The sequence below is a fragment of the Paenibacillus glycanilyticus genome, assembly GCF_023715145.1.
GTDB classification, from domain to species: domain Bacteria; phylum Bacillota; class Bacilli; order Paenibacillales; family Paenibacillaceae; genus Pristimantibacillus; species Pristimantibacillus glycanilyticus_A.
The window spans coordinates 13,395-32,195 of record NZ_JAMBNP010000023.1 but is presented as its reverse complement, the minus strand read 5'-3'; the positions used below and the strand labels follow the sequence as shown (position 1 = coordinate 32,195).

Annotated in this window: 17 protein-coding genes, 3 pseudogenes and 1 riboswitch; of the genes and pseudogenes, 14 read left to right on the top strand and 6 right to left on the bottom strand. The window is 46.8% G+C overall.

Annotation, left to right across the window (positions count from 1 at the left end):
• Window positions 1-162: 162 nt before the first annotated feature.
• Complete coding sequence (locus M3194_RS30510; RefSeq protein ID WP_251657906.1) at window positions 163-1,704, bottom strand: MDR family MFS transporter; 1,542 nt, start codon at window positions 1,702-1,704, stop codon at window positions 163-165.
• 65 nt (window positions 1,705-1,769) lie between these two features.
• Window positions 1,770-2,291, bottom strand: coding sequence for a PadR family transcriptional regulator (locus M3194_RS30505; RefSeq protein WP_251657905.1), 522 nt, complete (start codon window positions 2,289-2,291; stop codon window positions 1,770-1,772).
• A gap of 237 nt (window positions 2,292-2,528) precedes the next feature.
• Window positions 2,529-2,609, top strand: a riboswitch (ZMP/ZTP riboswitch).
• Window positions 2,610-2,752: 143 nt separating this feature from the next.
• Here M3194_RS30505 and M3194_RS30500 point away from each other — a divergent pair.
• The 8 genes and pseudogenes from M3194_RS30500 to M3194_RS30465 all read left to right on the top strand — a co-directional run bounded on the left by M3194_RS30500 (window position 2,753) and on the right by M3194_RS30465 (window position 7,850).
• Entirely contained in the window at window positions 2,753-2,887 is a 135-nt protein-coding gene (locus tag M3194_RS30500) for a heavy-metal-associated domain-containing protein (protein WP_397334397.1), read from the top strand.
• A 148-nt stretch (window positions 2,888-3,035) separates the two neighbouring features.
• On the top strand, window positions 3,036-3,227 hold the full coding sequence (locus M3194_RS30495; RefSeq protein ID WP_311292456.1) for a heavy metal-associated domain-containing protein: 192 nt from the start codon (window positions 3,036-3,038) through the stop codon (window positions 3,225-3,227).
• Window positions 3,214-4,014 (top strand): annotated as a pseudogene (locus tag M3194_RS30490) (HAD-IC family P-type ATPase); the annotation flags it as partial. The gene M3194_RS30495 and the pseudogene M3194_RS30490, both read left to right, overlap by 14 nt.
• Before the next feature lie 17 nt (window positions 4,015-4,031).
• Window positions 4,032-4,655 (top strand): NAD(P)/FAD-dependent oxidoreductase, encoded by a 624-nt coding sequence (locus M3194_RS30485; RefSeq protein ID WP_251657904.1) that lies wholly within the window; start codon window positions 4,032-4,034, stop codon window positions 4,653-4,655.
• A gap of 15 nt (window positions 4,656-4,670) precedes the next feature.
• The gene (locus tag M3194_RS30480) at window positions 4,671-5,285 is read left to right on the top strand and encodes a TVP38/TMEM64 family protein (protein WP_251657903.1); all 615 of its coding nucleotides are present in this window, start codon (window positions 4,671-4,673) and stop codon (window positions 5,283-5,285) included.
• 38 nt (window positions 5,286-5,323) lie between these two features.
• Entirely contained in the window at window positions 5,324-6,019 is a 696-nt protein-coding gene (locus M3194_RS30475; protein ID WP_251657902.1) for a response regulator transcription factor, read from the top strand.
• Entirely contained in the window at window positions 6,012-7,094 is a 1,083-nt protein-coding gene (locus M3194_RS30470) for a sensor histidine kinase (protein ID WP_251657901.1), read from the top strand. Before M3194_RS30475 ends, M3194_RS30470 begins: the two co-directional genes overlap by 8 nt.
• Window positions 7,095-7,256: 162 nt before the next feature.
• The gene (locus M3194_RS30465) at window positions 7,257-7,850 is read left to right on the top strand and encodes a YdhK family protein (protein ID WP_251657900.1); all 594 of its coding nucleotides are present in this window, start codon (window positions 7,257-7,259) and stop codon (window positions 7,848-7,850) included.
• A gap of 243 nt (window positions 7,851-8,093) precedes the next feature.
• Here the strand turns inward: M3194_RS30465 and M3194_RS30460 are convergent.
• Window positions 8,094-8,378 (bottom strand): annotated as a pseudogene (locus tag M3194_RS30460) (multicopper oxidase domain-containing protein); the annotation flags it as partial.
• Window positions 8,379-8,419: 41 nt separating this feature from the next.
• The gene (locus tag M3194_RS30455; protein ID WP_251657899.1) at window positions 8,420-9,259 is read right to left on the bottom strand and encodes a helix-turn-helix domain-containing protein; all 840 of its coding nucleotides are present in this window, start codon (window positions 9,257-9,259) and stop codon (window positions 8,420-8,422) included.
• A 141-nt stretch (window positions 9,260-9,400) separates the two neighbouring features.
• Between M3194_RS30455 and M3194_RS30450 the strand changes: the two genes are divergently transcribed.
• Together M3194_RS30450 and M3194_RS30445 are read left to right on the top strand one after the other, a co-directional pair.
• A complete protein-coding gene (locus tag M3194_RS30450) occupies window positions 9,401-12,502 on the top strand; it encodes a glycoside hydrolase family 2 TIM barrel-domain containing protein (protein WP_251657898.1) in 3,102 nt (1,033 codons plus the stop codon).
• Between the two features lie 451 nt (window positions 12,503-12,953).
• Window positions 12,954-13,175 carry a hypothetical protein gene (locus tag M3194_RS30445; protein ID WP_251657897.1) on the top strand — a complete coding sequence of 74 codons (222 nt, stop codon included), beginning with the start codon at window positions 12,954-12,956 and terminating at the stop codon, window positions 13,173-13,175.
• A 221-nt stretch (window positions 13,176-13,396) separates the two neighbouring features.
• Here M3194_RS30445 and M3194_RS30440 read toward each other — a convergent pair whose 3' ends face one another.
• Entirely contained in the window at window positions 13,397-14,086 is a 690-nt protein-coding gene (locus M3194_RS30440; RefSeq protein WP_251657896.1) for a glycosyltransferase family 2 protein, read from the bottom strand.
• Entirely contained in the window at window positions 14,087-14,353 is a 267-nt protein-coding gene (locus M3194_RS30435; RefSeq protein ID WP_251657895.1) for a hypothetical protein, read from the bottom strand.
• A 329-nt stretch (window positions 14,354-14,682) separates the two neighbouring features.
• Between M3194_RS30435 and M3194_RS31755 the strand changes: the two are divergent.
• The 4 genes and pseudogenes from M3194_RS31755 to M3194_RS30420 form a co-directional block, all read left to right on the top strand.
• Window positions 14,683-14,757, top strand: a pseudogene (locus M3194_RS31755) (hypothetical protein); the annotation flags it as partial.
• Between the two features lie 310 nt (window positions 14,758-15,067).
• Window positions 15,068-16,141: a substrate-binding domain-containing protein gene (locus M3194_RS30430; protein WP_251657894.1), complete on the top strand. Its 1,074-nt coding sequence runs from the start codon at window positions 15,068-15,070 to the stop codon at window positions 16,139-16,141.
• A 76-nt stretch (window positions 16,142-16,217) separates the two neighbouring features.
• Window positions 16,218-17,741: a sugar ABC transporter ATP-binding protein gene (locus M3194_RS30425; RefSeq protein ID WP_251657893.1), complete on the top strand. Its 1,524-nt coding sequence runs from the start codon at window positions 16,218-16,220 to the stop codon at window positions 17,739-17,741.
• Window positions 17,725-18,696, top strand: a complete 972-nt coding sequence (locus M3194_RS30420) for an ABC transporter permease (protein ID WP_251657892.1) — start codon at window positions 17,725-17,727, stop codon at window positions 18,694-18,696. The genes M3194_RS30425 and M3194_RS30420 overlap by 17 nt, the downstream gene beginning before the upstream one ends.
• The last annotated feature ends 105 nt before the right edge of the window (window positions 18,697-18,801 follow it).

The window sequence follows — 18,801 nt, the reverse complement described above, 5'->3', positions numbered from 1 at the left end:
CGCCGCTGTTTGATTTTTTGTTCCAGTCTATTACTTAATTTCTGAAGCTAACTATTTTTGACCTCATAAGCCCCGTTAAAATCAAGTTGTTAAGTCTAAAACTTTATTTTCACTGGACAGCAGGGATTTTTCGACATATAGCTGATGAAGCGAAAGCAGGCGTTACGCCGAATGGGTCACGGCAGGCTGCTCTCCGTCCATTTCGGGTTTCTTCTGCAGTCGTGCGCCGCCAACGGTCAAGGCGATAAGCGTGCCGGCGGCCATGACGATGAGCGACAGGATGAACCCGTGACTGATGGCGTTCCCGATGCCGTGTCGCATAAAGGCAAGGAGATCGGCAGGCATTTGGGAAGAGCCACGTAGCACTGTTTCCGGATTGGTCAAGTTCGCCGCCTGTTCAGCGGGAATCTTGAATTTGTCGATAGCCTCTCTCGAAGAGTCTTTCAGGCTCGTGTTGACGAGAACCGCCATGATGGAAGCGCCAATGACCCCGCCGATATTGCGCCAGAAGCCGACAACGGAGGATGAGATGCCGATGTATTTTCGGTCGACGGACATCGCGATAGCGTTCTGTGCCATGCTCATCAGAGGGCCAATGACGCCGAGGCCGAGCAAAATCATGATGCCAATCACCTGCCAGTATGGCATGTGGGGCGAAAGGTTCATGAGCAGCGCGGAGGCGATGACGCCGAGCGTCATGTTGACGGCCATAATCGTTCGAAAGCGGAACTTTGCCGCGAAGAAGCCGGCCAGGATAGCGCCGCCAATTAAAGAAGCCATCATCGGCGTCAGCACGCCGTTGGAATTTGTTTTGCCGAGCACGCTTGTCGCGTACAGCGGCAGGTATGTGATGGCCGAGAACATGATGAACCCTTGGCAGAAGCAGAGGAGACTGGTGCCGAGAACAAGCCTGTTTTTAAAAATCGCGAGCGGCAGCATCGGTTCCTCGGCCTTCGATTCGACCCTCAGGAACAGGATCGCACCGACCGCGCCAAGCGCAAAGAGGCTGATGATTTGCCACGAAGCCCAAGTGTAGTCTTTGCCTCCCAGCTCCAGCGCGAGCAGAACAGAGACGGTTGTTACGACCAGCAGCAACGCGCCGAGGTAGTCGATTCGCGGCTTGCGCTCGGCTTTCGATTCGCGAAGGGCAAGTAGTAGCACGGTCATGGACGCGAGGCCGATCGGCAGGTTGACATAGAAACACCAGCGCCAGCTGAAATGCTCCGAGATGAGGGTACCAAGCTGCGGACCGGCGACGGAAGACAGGCCGAACACAGCGCCCATGACACCGGACAGCTTGGCGGCTTGTTTAGGGTCGCCGAACAAGGTAAAGATAATCGAAAAGGAAATCGGAAACACGGACCCGGATCCGATGCCTTGGATGACGCGGAACCAGATCAATTGATCAATTGATTGCGCCATCCCGCATAGAGCCGAGCCGATCAGGAACAGGGCGATGCCGATGAGATAAAACTTTTTTCGTCCGAACAGGTCGGACAGCTTGCCGAAAATGAGCATCGTGCTTGTTGCCGCAAGCATATAGGCGGTGAATACCCACGAAATTTTATCGAAGCCACCGATGTTGGCGATGACCTTGTTGACGCTGGCGGACACGATGGTGTTGTCGAGCGACGCCATCAGCAGGCCAAGCGCCATGGACAGGACGATCAGTCCCGTATGTCTGGATGCTTTGGATACGGACAATTTTCTCGCTCCTTCGTTTGATTTTTTAATCGGGTCATTGTCTCCTGCGCGTAGCCGCGCCAGTGTTAGCTTTGCTCCGTCAGCTTTCGCAGCGTTTCCTGCAGCGTTCGGGTTTTGGCCGCGTTCAACTCGGCACCGATGTCCAGGCAGAGCGTCTTCGCCGGCGGAAGGCCTGGGGGCAGCTGCTCTTGCATTTGGCGAATCTTCTCGCCGTCCTCCTCCGACTTACGGATCTCGTCGCGGACCCAATCGATCAGCGTGTCGCCGTCCAAGTACTCGCCAAAGAATATCCGAACGAGAAAATCCGAGCGAAACACGTCCTTCTCTATCGGCGATTCCAAATAGGCCTGAAATTGCGCTCTCCCGGCATCGGTTAGCGAATAGACGTTTTTGTTCGGACGTCCTTCCTGAATTACGCTTTCCTTAACGATGAAGCCTTGCGTCTCCAGCTTCGCGAGCGTCGGATAAATCGTGCCGAAGCTGGCGTCGAAGAAAAAGGAAAGCGGCATTTCTAGCATTTGTTTGATTTCGTAGCCGGATCGCGGCTGGCGGTGCAGCAGTCCCAAAATGACATCCTGACTGTTCATGAGTTGTATCGGCCTCCCTGAATATGACGAGTGTATGTTTTGATGGAACTAATATATCGTATTAGTATATATCGAGTCAATATATATTGAGTTGATATATAAAGGGATATTAGTTCAATAATCCAGAAGCAGTTTGCCGCCGCGGCAGATGCTCTTTTTGTCGCTAAGCTGATGGGCAAGATAACCAAAATATCATCTTTACTTCAGTGAATATTCTAACTATAATTACAGTGAACATTTGGTATGTGTGTCTGGCGTAAACGTGGAGACCCACGAGGGAGCACATATTGGCATATGCCGTACGCCTGGGCAGAGGTAAGGGAGAGGTATCCCTTACCTCTGTGTGTTTTAGGAGGTAAGTATGATGGTCCAGAGAGAATGCGCTCGATCTGATTTTTAAAAAGTCGAAATAGATGTGTGCTGGATTACCAATCGGATTCATTCAGTTGGAGGGATTAATAATGAAAGAAGCAACACTGAATGTTAACGGAATGTCTTGCCAGCATTGTATGAATTCTATTGAGAAAGAAATCAAGGAAATCGGTGCTTCTGCTCAGGTAGACTTGAAAAATAACAGTTACAGTGAATTACGATGAAAATACATTGTCGATCGATAAAATAAAAGCATCTATCGAAGAGCAAGGGTATGATGTTGCAGGTTAATTAACTTGGCCACCGCCGGTGGCCTTTATTTTTACCACTTAACATACCCTATGGGGGTATAATAAATATGAGGTGAGAATCATGCAAAGTACAGATGCGCAGCAAAACAAACAAACGACATTGCAAATATCGGGTATGACATGCGCTGCATGTGCAAATCGAATAGAAAAAGGTTTAAGTAAAATGGAAGGCATTACAGATGCCAACGTAAACTTTGCCCTTGAAAAAGCATCAGTAATTTACAATCCCGATAAAGTGAGTATTCTTGGATAAAACAGGAACGGTAACGAAAGGCAAACCTGAGCTTACCGATGTGATCATAACGTCAACCATTTCGGAAGAAGAGTTTCTTATTATCGTAGCTACAGCCGAGAAGAACTCAGAACACCCGCTTGCAGAAGCCATCGTTACTGGTGTACAGGAACGGAACCTAGCGCTATTAGATCCAGAAGCATTCGAAGCTGTGCCGGGATTTGGTATTCGTTCTGTCGTGAGTGGGAAAGAGGTGCTTATCGGAACACGAAAATGGATGGTCTATAATCAGATACAGGCAGATGCGGCTTTTGAGCAAATGTATGCTCTAGAAGAGTCAGGAAAAACGGCAATGCTGGTTGCGATAGATGAGCAATCGCCAAACAGGTTGGGATTGAGCAGGTGCTCGCGGAGGTCTTGCCAGAAGGGAAGGCAGTAGAAATTAAGAAACTGCAGCAGGCTGGCAAAAAAGTAGCTATGGTTGGGGACGGCATCAATGATGCCCCTGCACTGGCAACAGCGGATGTAGGTATGGCCATTGGTACTGGAATTGACATTGCTATGGAAGCAGCTGATGTGACGCTGATGCGAGGTGACTTAAAACAGCATTCCGGACGCTATCTTGATGAGCCAAAAAACGATGACCAATATAAAGCAGAATCTTTTTTGGGCACTTACTTATAACGTGATCGGTATCCCGATTGCAGCAGCTGGTTTTTTGGCTCCGTGGCTGGCAGGGGCAGCGATGGCCTTCAGCTCCGTATCTGTAGTGCTTAATGCACTCCGTCTGCAACGAATGAAATTATAAGAGGGGCGTGGATAAGTTTGGCGTATAAGAAATTTGCAGTATCTCCGGGCTTTGAGGAAGGTGGCTCCCTCTTTAAACCAGAACAACTCGCTATGCTTGGTTCTATAGTTGGAGCTGATGCCAAGATCGAACTAACCACTTTTAAGCAATTGTATATCGAAATGGATGAAAATCGAATTGAGGACGTACAAGTACAATTGAGGCTGGTTGGTTTGGACATTCAACCAGCTGGATTCTATACCAAAAATTTAAATACCTGCAATTTTTGCAGAGGTGCTGCAGATGCCGGATTAGATCTGGCAAAAAGACTGGATCAAGCTATTGCTGGAAAAGAAGTGCCAAGTCCATTAAAAATCGGATATGCTGGATGTGCACTCGGTACCAGTGAACCTTTGCTTAAAGACATCTCAGTTGTGAAAATGAACAAGGTGTATGATGTTTATGTCGGCGGCGAAGCCAAGGGGATAAAAGCCCGTCTTGGAGAGCTTTTCGTTTCGGGAATTCCTGAGGAACAAGTCATTTCTCTTGTTACTCGCCTGATTACGGTCTTTCAAGAGCAGGGCAAAAAGAAAGAAAAGTTTTCAAAATTCGTCGAGCGGATTACAAAAGAAGAATTACAGAAAGTAACTGGACATGGCTAGGAGGCCAAATTGCTTATGAAGAAATGGCTTCTAATTCTCAGTTATATTTTCATGATTATCTTAATCATCCTGTACAAAGAGCAGATTCTTCGATGGCTGCAAGGCGATCATGCCGACCACCTTGCTTTGTTATTTAGTGGGGCTGTATTGCTCGCCTTAATACCTGTCATACCGTATGGCTTAATTGCTGGTATTATTGGAGTTAAATATGGCCCCGTTTGGGGAGGATTTTTCAATGTATTAAGTTCTAGTCTTGCAGCTGCACTCCAATTTATTATGGTGAGGTTCGTGTTCCAGGAACAAGGAAACCGGCTATTGGTTAAATTCAAGCGTATTGACCATTTTACCAAGCTTGTAGAAAAAAATGCGTTTATCGCGGTTTTACTTGCTCGACTACTTCCGTTTGTTCCTGCAGCTTTAGTAAACGTTTATTCAGCAATAAGCCGCATGCGTTTTAGTACCTTTGTAGCAGCAACTTTGATTGGTAAAATACCTGTCATGTTCGTATTTGCTTTCGTCGGCGATCAGTTATTTACCAACCTGGGGAATGTAATATGGACAGTCCTTATTTATATGTTCTTTCTGATAATCGTTTATCTTTTGTATCGGGTTCGAAAGCGTGAAGAGTGAACCGTTTGGAGATCCTTCTTTTTAAGGGGTAAATAAGTTTGAAAACAATTTTGGTAGTGGATGATGAAAGTAAAATTCGTGATGTTGTTGTGTCTTATCTGCAAAAAGAGGGTTTCCGGACGATGGAAGCTGCAACGGGGAGTGAGGCCTTGCAGGCACTGCAACGCACATCTGTTCATCTTGTAATATTGGATCTCATGCTTCCGGATATGGAAGGGGAACAGGTCTGCCTGAAGATCAGGAAGATGAATTCGATTCCTATTCTGATGCTTACTGCAAAGGTCTCAGAAAACAACCGGATAAAAGGATTGTCGGTTGGCGCTGATGATTATTTAACAAAACCGTTTGATCCACGGGAGGTTGTAGCCAGGGTTAGGGCCATCTTGCGCCGAACGGATGACAGTCAACTGCTTGCCGACCGCTTATCCTTTAATAATGGCCATTTGGAAATTGATTCCCTGAAACAAATGGTTTTTTGCAATGGCGAACCCGTTAATCTAACACCGAATGAATATAAGCTGCTGCTTGCTTTGGCCAAATATCCTCAGCGGAATTTTACTCGTGATGAATTAATTGATAAGGTTCTAGGTTATACATTTGAAGGTGATATCCGTACCATTGATCAGCATGTAAAGAATATCCGCCATAAAATTGAGTCGGATCCCAAAAACCCCCAGTATATCGTTACGATTTACGGGTCTGGTTATCGTTTTTCAGGTGCACAACATGAATAAGCGACTGCATACCCGCCTTGCATTCATTATTATTGGTACGGCTGTGTGTATTTTACTTATCTCGACGGTAAGTGTTTTATGGGCAGCACATTACCATATTTCGATGTTCCATGACCAAGCAGCAGGAATGAACCATGATGTATCTCGATTGGATTATCACTTGGAGCAAGCCCTAATACAATCGATCATTTGGACATTCGCCGGTTCAATCGCTCTTGCAATCTTTATAGGTTTTTATATTGCAAAACGAATATCAAAGCCACTTGTAGATATGAAAAAGGCCGCCGAGCATATGTCTAATGGGCAACTCGATATGCGGATAGCTATCAGTGGGGATGATGAACTCGCTGAACTTGGGTTATCGCTTAACGAACTGGCTGCTCAGCTTCATAAACAAGAGCAACTCCGAGTAATCATGACTGAAGATATAGCTCACGAACTAAGAACTCCGCTCGCCACACTTAAAAGTCATATGAGGGCTTTTGAAGATGGGATATGGGAACCAACACCTGAGCGTATCCACGCCTGCTATGAAGAGATTGAACGGCTGACAAAAATGGTAGCTGAATTGGAAGACTTGACGCATTTGGACTCACCGGCGTTTCAATTGGAGCGAAAACAAGAATCATTGAATGTTCTAATCCAACAGGTAGTAGAGATCGTTTCCGCTGCCTACCTTGAAAAAGAGGTGAAACTCTCGTTTCGCTGCAATCAACACATCCTAATTTTTTCCGATTACAATCGAATGACTCAAATATTGGTCAATCTGCTTAGCAATGCTCTTAAATTTACGCCTTCAAATGGACAGGTGCATGTAGAAGCCTATGAAGAAGGACATGATGTGCTGATTCGCGTACACGACTCAGGAAGTGGTATTGAAAATGAAGATATACCGTATATATTTGAACGATTTTATCGGGCTGACAAGTCGCGAAACCGAAGAACAGGTGGTAGTGGCTTAGGGTTATCGATTGTTAAAAAACTAGTCACCGCTCATGGGGGACAAGTGTGGGCGGAGAACAAGGACGGGGCTGTTATTACGATCCGACTTCCGAAAAAATATGACCTTCCTTAGTATTGCTTTTGGTATTCTACATAAGTTCTTCACAAGTACTGGTTACACTTGTTATATGACTTGTGGAGACAATAACACTCTAACAAATCTGAATATGATCCGGTTTGTAAAGGATTTTCTCAACCAAGATACTATTGTTTATCTTTAGGAGGCTAAATCAGAATGAGAAGAACATGGATACTGATAATTGCTGTTGTAATGATTGCAGTATTAAGTGCATGTGGAAAAAACACGTGGAGTTCGAACAATACATCCCCTGAAAATTCCAATATGCAGCATTCCGGAATGGATCATTCCGGTTCAGGTGAAGTACCGACAGGTTTAAAAGAAGAAACAAACCCTACCTATAAACCTGGAAGTCAAGCTGTTATACAAGATGATCATATGCCTGGGATGAAAGGTGCTATAGCAACGATTGTTGGAGCTTATAAAACAACAGCGTATGTAGTGGATTACACACCGAAAAATGGTGGGGAAAAAGTAAGTGGTCATAAATGGGTAATTCAACAGGAAATCAAAGACGCTGGGGAAAAAGATTTACAACCAGGTGCTCAAGTTGTACTTGATGCTGATCATATGACTGGCATGATGGGGGCAACAGCTGAGATTGTGTCTGCTGAGCAAACGACTGTATACATGGTTGATTACACTCCAACAACTGGTGGGGCACCGGTGAAAAATCATATGTGGGTAACAGAAAGTGAGTTGTCACCTTCAGAATCAAAGTCGACTGACATGCAGGGAATGAGTCACTGAAAAAATAGGCAGCCGGACATTATTAAGGGACCCCGTAAAGTCGGACAAATATTTTATGCAACCTGTTGGGCGTGAGTTCGGTATTGTACTGGGCTCATGCCTTAATGTTGACTTGATAGGTTTATTATTGTAGTAATGCAAGTCTGGTTCTACACATTCAAACTCATTAGGAAAAAGAATCTTCGACAAGGGCGGTATAAGGGTGAAGGGGACGGCTAGAAGCCGTCTTCTTCGTTTTAACATTTATTCTGGCATATTTCCAGCGTTCGGATCCGCAACGAAATCGGACTTGTAGTCTGTGTATTTTAAAACGGTCACCATGCCGGCGGAAGCATGATGCAAGTCGTGGCATTCTCCAGGCTTCACATTTAATGTATTCTTGATGATCGAGGATCCTTCTAACGGTTTTCCATTGTTACTTAGGACTTGAAAGAAGTGACCATGCAAATGCATCGGATGATCATTAGTCTTGGAATTGTTCACGAGTCGAACTTTGACGGTATCGCCTTTTTTGACTGTCAGTGAATCCGGTTAAGCAAGATCCTCCTGCCCTTTGCTTAGTTTCTTGCTTATCTGTGGCGGTTACGGATATAACGTCCTGGAGGCATTCCTTCCGATTTCGTAAATTGCTTGGTAAAGGAATAAATATCCCCATAACCAAGACTAACGGCTACGTGTTTAATGGGGAGTCCGGAGAGGAGCATCATTTTGGCCTGTTTCATTAAATGTTCAATGTGGTACCGCTGAGGGGAAACTCCGGTTGTGGCTTTAAATAGCTTCCTGAAATTCTCATAGCCCATATTTACGGCTGCTGCGGCATCCTTAATATCGTAATGGATATCATTGGCGCCGCCGATTAGTTGGCAAGCTTTTGAGATTTTATGATCATTGTGCTCTCTCTGAATATGATGTACGCTGCCGTGCAAACGGATAATAAGTTCTTGAGCTTTCATCAGCAAATAGGGGAGCCTTTCATCTACAGCGGCTTTAAGAGAGTTAAGCAGGGCGGCAAATTCATTCAAAAAATCGCTTGTATGTCGTGTCGGCTGCACCTCTTGGTCGGAATTTATGATGCCTAGCGTTTTGAGGTAATGATAGACAGGATAACCTATGCTGATATAAAACTCGATCCATTCCCCATTCGGCTCGATTTCGGTGGAGTGCATACGATCGGGCAAACGTTGTACCAGATCCCCTGCTTGCATTGTAATAACAGTGCCTTCCTTTGAGATAAATCGTCCGTTGCCTTGCAGGACCAACAAACAGCTGTAATATCCGATCCTGAAGTCATACTGGGAGCGCTCTGCCGTTCTTTTTCTCATAAAGCCGCATGACAAAATGCCCTGGTCGAAATCGTCTCCGATACACCGGTATACGACATCGTTTTCTTTTATAGCATCGAAATTCATATCGTCACCGCACCTACCAAAATGGATAAATGAATTACCAGACCTAACATTTTATATGAAGACTTGTCCTTATATTATAAGGGTATCGACTTTCATAGCACAACCAATTAAGACAATTTATGAGGGGGTTATTCGAAACGTATGAAGCTGAACAGAGACTGGGAGAATCCGCATGTCGCTCACAAGAACCGTCATCCCATGCATGAGCCGTATGGAATATACGAAACCGTGGAACAGGCGCTAAGCGGCGACCGGAGAGCGTCAAAATACGTAAAATGCTTAAACGGCACTTGGAAATTTAAATCGTTTTCATCTCCGGATGTAGTAACTGATGAGTTTTATCATCCTGCATATGACGTGTCCAAATGGGATGATATCCCTGTTCCTTCCAACTGGGAGTTGCTCGGATACGGGAAACCTATATACACGAATATTAAGTATCCCTTTGCGCGGAAGGGGGCGGACTCTCATCACGAAATTCAACTGAAGCAAGATGAATTTGTTTTGAATCCGCCTTATGTGCCGGAGGATAACCTCACCGGATGTTATGTCCTATCGTTCGAAATTCCCGAACATTTTAACGGCAGAGATTTGTTTATCGATTTTGCCGGTGTAGAATCCTGCTTTTATCTGTGGTTAAACGGGAAGTTCGTCGGTTATTCGCAGGACAGCAAGCTTAACGCTTCTTTTGATATTACCGATTACATCCAAACGGGGCAAAACCATTTGGCTGTTCAGGTGATGCGATTCGGAGCCGGTTCTTATCTGGAGGATCAGGACTACTGGCATCTATCGGGTATTTTCAGAGATGTTCTGATTTATGCAAAACCGCGAATGCGAATTCATGATTATAAAATCGAAACGCTTTTCCCGGGTGATTATGACAATGCCGAATTAGCCGTGACGGTTTATCCTAATAATCAAGCAAGCTGTTATGGGGAAGCTCACGTGCGTCTGTCTCTTTATGATCGCGATCGGAAATTGGTTACGCAATTTGAGACGCCGAAGTTTGCGGATTTCAGATCCTACCTGAAAGACAACTATGTGGCGAAAGTCAAACAAACCATTAAGAGTCCCCAATTGTGGAGCGACGAAATTCCTTACCTCTATAGATTGGTATTGGAAATGATCGACCCTGACGGAAATGTCGTTGACATCGAGAGTGCAAATGTCGGCTTCCGAGAAATCAGCATCGATAACACCGGGATATTGAAAATTAACGGCAAACGTCTCATCATTCGCGGAACCAACCTTCATGCATTTTGTCCCGAAACGGGGCGCGTGGTGTCGACGGAGTATATGAGTGAGCAGATCAAGATCATGAAATCGTTAAATATCAATGCGGTAAGAACGAGTCACTATCCGCATGCCGTCGAATGGTACGACCTTTGTGATGAACTGGGCATATATGTTGTGGATGAGGCCAATATTGAGACCCATGGCATCGGCGGCCAGCTCAGCGCATCTCCCGAATGGACGCATGCTTATATGGAACGTGCAGCACGGATGGTGTTGCGAGATAAGAATCATCCCTCGATCATTCTGTGGTCCTTGGGAAATGAGTCCGGTTACGGAGCGAACCATGCTGCCATGTACGGGTGGATGAAGGAATATGATAAAACAAGATATGTTCAGTATGAGTCCTTGAATCCTCCGGCCAATATTTCCGATATCATGGCGCCCATGTATCCTCAGAAGGATTGGATCGTGGATTGCATGACGAGCAGCGATGACTTGCGGCCGTTTATTATGTGTGAATATGCGTACGCGAAAAGCAACAGCAACGGGAATTTCAAGGAATTCTGGGACCTTATTTATAAATTCCCGCGGTTTCAGGGCGGCTTCATTTGGGATTTCCAGGATAAAGCGCTTGCCTTGCATGATGAATCTGGGAACAAAAAATATGTTTATGGCGGCGCCTTCCAGGAAGAGATTATTGATTCCGCGCCCGATATGTGCCTGAACGGCATTGTATTTCCGGATTTAACGCTGAAACCGGCTGCCTATGAAATTAAAAATGTACAAGCTCCCGTCCAGATCGATTATTTTGAACGGCCTTATGATGTTCCCGGTAATAAAAGTTATCGAATTTATAATCATTATACGCATCGGGACTTAAGCCACCTGGACATCGGTTGGGAACTTGTTTGCGACGGGAAGGTTGTGGAAAACGGTACATTACCCCGATTACACACGCCGGCCGGAGCTATCGAAAGACTTCAGGCACCATACGATCCAACCAAGATCTCTGGGGAAGCGTTCCTGAATTTTTATGCTTATCTGAAAGAGGACACCTATTATGCAAATAAGGGAACCTGTATCTATGCATGCCAGGTCGAGTTGAAAGATTCCGTATATAAAATACATACCGGGGATATTCAAAGTGGGAGCCTGGTATATGAAGAAGCTGCGGATCGGATTCATATTTATAATGAAAATACGAACGTGGTCTTCTCGAAAGAAACGGCAGAGTTCATTTCTGTCAGATACAATAATCAAGACTACTTTACGGGCGGAGCGAACAATTTCTATCGGCCGCCAACGGGGATAGACGCAGGTGTGCCTGGTGAGACGCTAAACTATGCAGATGATTGGAGAAGCCTCGGGCTGGACTCCGATCAGAAAGAGATCAAGCGTCTCCGGGTATATGCGGCGCCTGCTTCCGTCAATATTCAGGTTCATGCTCTGTATCATGGATGCATTGAAACACGAACGGAGTATGCGATTGGCGGGAAAGGCATTGAAATTACTAATACTGTCGTGAATAATGCCAATGTCGATACTATACCGAGAATCGGTCTGAGCTTTGCCTTCCCTGCTGCCTGGAAGAGTATCAAATGGTATGGCCGCGGGCCATGGGAGAACTATGCGGACCGTAAAACGGCTGCCTTCGTCGGTATCTACGAAAGCTCTGTTGAAGAACAGCATGTTCCCTACATCGTGCCGGTTGAGTGCGGGGGCAAGGAAGATGTCCGTTATTTGTACGTGTCCGCGGATGACCGCAAGGTAAAAGTTACCTCGGCGGGTCACTTCCATTTTGACATTCATCAGTACAGCATCGGACAATATGACAATGCCGCCTATGAGGACCAGCTTGGCACATCCGATTCTGTTTTCCTTCAAATCGATTACAAACATGCAGGTCTTGGTGGAGATACTGGATGGACCAAAAATATTCACGATGAATATAAAATCGAAAAGGGCATCTATGTATACAAGATCACTTTAGAGATCGTGGATTGAATAGTAGATCCTCGAAAGCGAAGGATAGAAGTGAATTTTTGATAAAGGCACTGGCCAAAGTCAGAGGTCTTTATTGATTAACGACGATTCATTGGCATTGGCTTCTAGTACATCGGATCGGACTCCGCAATGTGCATCAGCGCCTTATTCTGACTTACGGGGAAGGATATGGGCTGAAGACGTGCATAAGCGTATCATCGAGGATAACGAGGCGTTCAAGAAGGAATCCGGCGTTGAATCCTATGTCACCATGGGACTCCACTATGGCGAAGGCGTCAAGGATTCTAGGAACTAGTTAAGATAATTCGCAGCCAAGATCTAGTCCATCGGGATCGGATCGGGTCAGTACGATTTGGAGAAAGTTAAATTCCGTGAGCCTAACTGGCTCGCGGAATTTTTTACTTCCTCGGCCAACTGACGCCTTCCCAGGAATGGTGCTGTACGAGCGAAAATGGGAGGAGTGGCTGGCGAGAACGGATCGATGACTGCCGCCGTATCGTTTGTATTATCCAAAAACGGAGGATCTTTGCTTTTGCGGATGATGTCGGAGCGTCCGGGCAACCTCATAGAGAGAGCGTACCGGCATTTGCTTGCGGAAACGAAGAAGTTGTTGGCGGGAGACCATCGGACACCAATTCGGGGTACCGTTGTTGCTGCAGTTCGAGCTCTTTGAATAAGGATCATAGATCAATGAGAGAAGGGAACCCCTTAGGAGCTCCCTTCCTTCGTATTTGTTACCTCCTCATTTGTTGATACAATGAGCATGAAAATAAAGTTGTAGAGTGCCGGCGGGCATTAAACGGGCAGAATAGTTCCAATAGGCAGCCGGTCAAGTACGACCATCTGCCTTGTTCAACTTCTGAGCAGGATATGTCGGTACGATGCTTCAGCGCACTAATTAACATATCGTTGGAATTCAGTTGTCTTGCGTACGAACCTACACCGTCGCATGTAGCTACGCGTGCTCTTTTTTTGTGTATGGTTGCTCCAATTTTTCCGGCGAATGCAAACATAATGCCGTTTGGAGACGGAGAAGGGATGAAACCCCCGTCGAAGGCAGCGGGAGAGCCATTTTGAATCGGTTCCGGCTTTCCGGTTGGCAGGAAACTTGACCCGGCGCCAAACTGATTTGCGAAACACCAGTGATCCGCCTTTGAGGTGGCGCCTGTATTTCCATTCGCCTCCTCTACGGAACACCATCAGTGCTTTTTTTGCTTCGAAATAGAGGTAGGCAGTGTTCTTGCCGACGATAGAGGCTCTGCCGTGTTTGATTGCACGGGCAGTCTCTCGGAGAAACTTGGGGCCATAATAATCATCGTCATCGAACTTGGCTATGAGGCCATTGTCCGCTCGCTTGATCGCATAATTCAGGCATCTTCCGAGCCGGTATTTCTGAGGTAGCTGATAGACAGTGATTTCGCCCTCAGGGTATTGGCTCGCTCTTTCCCTGTAGACTTCGATATCCATCTCGTCATTGTTTAGAACGATAATCATTTTTTTGTTTTTCCAGAGCTGGCGATCGTAATTATCGAACACATTGTCAATATAAGACGACCGTATCGTGCATGCGATTACGGTAATCATCTAATATTCCTCTCCATTGGACGACGATTGCAGCTTGGCTTCGCGTCGGTTCCAGAGTGTGTTTTGTTTAAATTTGTAGAGCTTCTTGTTGATGACTCTCCGATAAAGCTTCATAAACGCGTCCGTCATGTTTTGTCCGGAGTAGCGCGTTCGGGCGTATCTCCTCAATCTGCGGGCGCTGGGCAGCCGCTTGCGGTTGCGGACCTTACCCCCGTAATTCTTCGGCGGGACAGGAATCGTATTCGTTGAGATTTGTACTATTCTCAATTGTCCCTCAGCTCCTTAAGTCAACGTTTTCCATAGGCGTTCACTGTAGGATATGAGCGGACATCTTCGCGGGGCACGGCACATATATCAATCAAAAATCGTTGGTCAGTACGTACATACAACAACCAACGAAAGAGGCTGCGGTGGGCATTAAACGGGCAGGATAGTTTAATGAATTAGTGAAATATATTAAAAGTGAAATACTTGCAAAGTTGCAAGGGGTATGACACCTATTATTGATAGGTCATTGTTTTGAGGAGTGAAGTGAACTATGTATCATACTTCGCCGGAAACGGCGCTAAAAATGAAAACGGTGGCCAAAGAATACCATAGCGTCGGGTCATCGGCATTCCGTTGGTCTCCTTTCGGACGGCACGGTAATGGCTGTGGGGAGAGTGGACGAAATACTGAAAATCAAAGGAGATTTAAGAGAAATGTTTATTGAATTTGAAACATCTGAACAGACGATGCAGTCATGAAGAAGAAAATCTTGCAAGTCATTCAACAAATTTCATGAATTATATTAGTAGTCAATAAAGGGCCATCCATTATAGGGTGGCCCTTCAAACTTGCCGGAAACCAACCTGTTAGACCATGCCGAAAAGACACGATATAGGAAACCACAATCCCCCTTATCACCCTGACATGATTGTAGTTGTACACGAATACACTTGATTGAGACCAAAGGGAATATATCAAGAATGGAGGGTTGGTATGATTAGAAATCGATTTTCAGTAATGCTGGCGCTCGCGATTCTGGTGCTGTCCGGGTTGGGACTAGCCGGCTGCACGAGCGACGGCTCCGGGAAGGAAATTGCCGTCATGGTGCCGAGCGCGGATCATGGTTGGACGGGGGCTGTTCTGACTTACGCACAGGAGAAGGCGGATGAGCTCAATAAGGACGATGCGGTGAAGGAGAAATTCAAGGTCAAGGTGTATGCAGCAACGGATGTGGAGGACCAAATTAAGCAAGTAGATGACCTCCTGACTAAATCGGGCAGCATCGGCGGCATTGTTATTCTTCCGTACGACAACGGTCTTCAATCGACTCTGGAGAAGATTGCGGCCGCAGATATCCCCTTCGTCCAATTCGACCGTGTCATCTCGAGTCCGATGATCGATGAGAAGGTGGTCTCGAACGTGAAGGGCGACAACGAAGGCATCGGTTATGAGACGGCCAAGCGATTCGTTGAGAAGGGTCTCACCAAGGACGATTATGTCTATGAAATGATCGGAGACAACTCCTCCGTGCCGGAGCTTCGTTCGAACGGATTCAGGGCATACCTAAGCGAGCAAGGCTGGACCAAAGAAGAGATCGACAAGACCGTGGTGAAATCCGCAGCCACCGGCTGGAGCCGCGATACGGGGAAGGAGCTGTTCGAATCGTGGTTCGGCAGCGCCCAGCTTGATACCTCCAAGGAGAATTGGATCTTCACGCACGATGATGAAATCGCTATCGGCGTCCTGGAATCTCTGAACGGTTCAGCCCTTGATGCAGGCAAGAAGGAAGCGTTTCTGAAGCAGCTGAAGGCACTGGGCGCCTCTTCGGGTCTTGCCGAAATGCATGCAATTTTGAAAGACAAACATCAGACCATAGCACGCCCGTCCACATTCGATATCTTTTCGGTAACCTACGATCCGGCTATGATTCAAGAGGCCATGCAGGTAATGACGGACTTCCTCATGAAAAAAGGAACAGTCGAGCAGGATCACGTCATTCCGGTTAAGGTCGTCGATGCCGGCAACGTAGCGGATTTCAAGGCGTTCGGCACGTACGAAGAGAAATAGTACGGTAAATAAACCGCTCATGAGATGATCGTGCTTATGAGCGGATTATCCTAATATACAAGGTGAGTGGGGGCATATGGAACTGCTGAAGATGGACGGCATCACCAAAGCGTTCTATGGAGTTACTGTGCTCGACCGCGTTAGTCTGAGCGTTAACCGGGGAGAAGTGCACGCCTTGCTGGGAGAGAACGGTGCGGGCAAATCCACGCTGATGAACATCCTGGCTGGCGTTCACAGCAAGGATAACGGCCTGATCTCTTTCGACGGCAGGGAGATCACCCAACACAGCATCAAGTCGGCCGAGCAGCACGGGATTGCCTTTGTTCATCAAGAACTGAATATATTTAACGATTTGCGTGTGTACGAGAATGTGTTTCTGGGCAAGGAGCTGACCGGTCCCCTCGGCAGATTGCGAAAGAAAGAGATGGTTGATCAGACAAGCGCGTTGATGGGTAAACTGGGTGTCGATATAGACCCTATGGAATACGCAGGCAGCCTGGATACGGGGAAAAAGCAGCTGCTGGAAATCGCGAAGGTGCTGCAGGGGGAAGCGAAGCTTTTTATACTGGATGAGCCTACCACAGCGCTGAACAACGAAGAGATTGAGCGGCTGTTCTTTATTATCCGAAGATTGAAAAATGCCGGCAAAAGCTTCATCTTTATCTCCCACAAGATGCCGGAGATCTTCCGGATTGCGGACCGCTTCACCGTGCTTCGCAACGGAAAGCTAGTTGTATCGAATGACATCAAGCACACCACGCCGGAGGAAATCGCCAGACATATGGTCGGGGAACGGTATTCATCCGATGTAGGGTATGAAGAGCGCACAGCAGGTGTTGCAATCATAGAGATACAGCAGCTCTCCGGCAGGCGGTTTCACAACGTCAACTTGACCGTGAAGAAGGGTGAAATCATTGCATTTACAGGCCTCGAAGGCGCTGGCTGCTCGGAGCTGCTGCAGACGATCTTCGGCGTATTGCAGCCTCATAGCGGCAGGCTTCTCATCTACGGCCGAAGCCTCCAGCCTCACAGCATCCGAAGCGCGATGAAGTTAAGAATAGCGATGGTTCCCGCGAGCCGCAAGGAAAACTCCGTCATCCCGGACCTCAACCTGCTCGAAAATACTTACCTCTCCGAGCACGCGATTCATTCCAGACAGAAGTTTATATTCAAAAAACGAGAGCTTCAAACCTACGAGGAGTTGAGAAAAAAGCTTGCAATCAAGGCGGGCAGCTATCGGGACATGATCACAAGCTTGTCAGGCGGAAACCAGCAGAAGATCATCCTGGCGCGGTCGCTGCGCACCAACGCGGACCTTATTCTTTTCGACAACCCTACGCAGGGGATTGACATCGGCGCGAAGCACGAAATATATAAGCTTATTCTCGAGCTGGCCAAGCAAGGAAAAACAATTATTGTCAATACACTCGAGATGACAGAGATTCAGAAAATTGCGGACCGTTGTGCGGTGTTTTATCGCGGGACCATTACGGCGATTCTGAACCGGGAAGATATCAACGAAGAACGCGTCATGCTCCATGCGACAAACGCCATTGTTCCGGAGGAGAGGAGTGCGGCGGAGAATGAGCGTCAACTATAAGCATCTGTGGTCCAACTACAACTATATTATCGTCTTTATCGGCATATTCATTGCCTTCTTGTTTACGAATGGCAGCGGTACATCCTGGACCAGCATGACGAATATATTGCTTCACAGCGCTATTCTGGGGACGATTGCGCTCGGAATGGGTTTCATCATTCTTACCGGGGATATCGATCTCTCTGTCGGCTCCTCCTTCGTCCTTGTCGGCGGGTTGACCATTATCGTTTACAACCAAGTGGATAACATCTTTGCAGGGCTGATCATCGCCATTCTGCTCGGAATGGTGTGCGGCTTCATTAACGGCGTGCTTGTTGGCTGGCTGCTGATGCCTTCGTTCATAGTCACTTTGGCAACGATGCTGATCTTTAGGTCGATCTCGCAATATATGATGAATGAGCGGGGTGAAACGAGATACAGCGTGGACGGATCATTATCCAGCTATTCGGCGCTGTTTAAGCTCGGCAATGGAGAATTGTTAACACTCCCCGTCATTGGCATTATTTTTATCTGTATCGCAGTGGCTCTCACGTACATATCGTCCTCTACCAAATTCGGAAAGCGTGTCTATGCGCTCGGAAGCAATCCGCGCGCTGCTAAGCTAGCCGGTATCGATATTCATTGGACCAGAATCAAGGTATTCCTGCTTAGCGGCGCATTGGTGGGATTTGCAGCGTTCCTGAAGATTGCGAAAGATACCTCCTTCGACCCGGCAACGTCCGGTCAGAACTTCGAGCTCTATGCCATCGCTGCCGTTGTCATCGGCGGAATCAGCATGTCCGGCGGGAGAGGGAAAGTGGCGAGTATCGTGTTCGGCACCATGTCATTCACCATGATCGATAAAATCATAACGGCGGTCGGAATGAATGCGTTGTTGAACGATTCAGTAAAAGGGTTGATTCTCCTTGCCGCTGTAGGGTTGCAGATGGTGAAGCGGCAATCAAGGTCGGGGTAGGGAGCGAAGTTGGAGGCCGCTGAAAAAGTCGGAAAAGGTACATTTTCCTTAAATTTAAGGGGAATGTACCTTTATTATTTTAATGTATAACGGCGAAAAGGTTGA